At 50.6% G+C, this 1,232-nt stretch carries 1 protein-coding gene; it reads left to right on the forward strand.

Features of this window, described 5'->3' with window-relative positions; all coding sequences use genetic code 11:
- Window positions 1-1,045, forward strand: a 1,045-nt coding sequence (locus KIO97_RS25650) for a trypsin-like serine protease (protein ID WP_285384318.1), incomplete at its 5' end; no start/stop codon positions are given.
- Window positions 1,046-1,232: the final 187 nt, after the last annotated feature.

A 1,232-nucleotide genomic window follows, 5' to 3' on the forward strand; every position in this document is an offset into this window, starting at 1 on the left:
CGTTCATATAGAATGGAGCATGACTAAGCTGTGGATAGGGGTACTGACCGCCGGTCTTTGTAGCAATGCTTGGGCCGTGATCGACGGCGAGCCAGTAGATTGGCAAGCGCACGACAATACGGTAGAGATAAGTAAATGCACGGGAACCCGCATTGGCGGGCTATTTGTACTGACCGCGGCGCACTGCGAAACCAACGTTGGCCTGACTTGGATCAAAGATGCCTACCATAAAGATGATCGATACATAATAGACCGTGTTTATTTACATCCCAACTACGATCCTACACACACCAGTGAAGATGTAGCCCTAGCAAAACTGTCCACGCCCACCGATTATGCCCATATTCAGTTTTTGGCCGATTTAAGCGCGCCGACCTATGTGCAAGATGCGCCGATCACTATTGATGGATTTGGAGGGTATAGCAATCAACCACCAACACGTGCCGAATTTCACCTTTCTTATCAAGGTGAAAACTACCCATTTCGAATTGAAGCCGTTCAATCCGAAAAAGGAATATTAACAGGGGGGGATTCGGGAAGTGCATGGATAGGTAAAGATGATCAAATCATTTCAATATCATCAGGGATAACCTCTGATGGAACAAATAATGACCAAACAATCAGCGGCCGTGATCTCCACTACGCCGCCGACTTTATCCTCGATACGGTGAACGGCTGGCACTACCCAACCATTGCCACAGCGAAAGGACGCACCACCATTGAAGTGCAGTCGCTGCACCGCGGCGGCGCAGTCGATACCGCTTACACCTCGGGGGATGCGACGATCGTGGCGGAAGAAAGTTCGTGTCTAACAGGCACCATTGCCCCGTTCGAGCGCTGTACTTACGTCATTGACAGTGGTGGCGGTAAAGGCACCTTGCATCTGTCTGACACCGAGTCAGTTCGCCTAAACAGCGCCAGCTCTGGTGGCTCAAGTGGTGGTGACTCCGGCGGCAGCGCAGGATGGGCGACGCTGCTTGCCTTGCTTGGGTGTTGGCATTCTCGTCGCAAACACAAAAAACTCGTCTATACTCAAAGTGTGTAAGTCAGGCACGACCCCGCTTGGCTTTATCATCCTTGATTAGGTTCGTACCTAAACCCTCTGCGCCCCTAGCCAGAGGGTTTTTATTTGCTCGTGAGTCAACGTTTGACTCACTATCAACAAAATTTGGGCTATATTATTTATAAGCGTCAGGCAGACCTCCCTGACGCGCTCTCTCCTAGATAGGCAA

This window comes from Vibrio sp. B181a, from assembly GCF_030248375.1.
GTDB lineage: Bacteria > Pseudomonadota > Gammaproteobacteria > Enterobacterales > Vibrionaceae > Vibrio > Vibrio campbellii.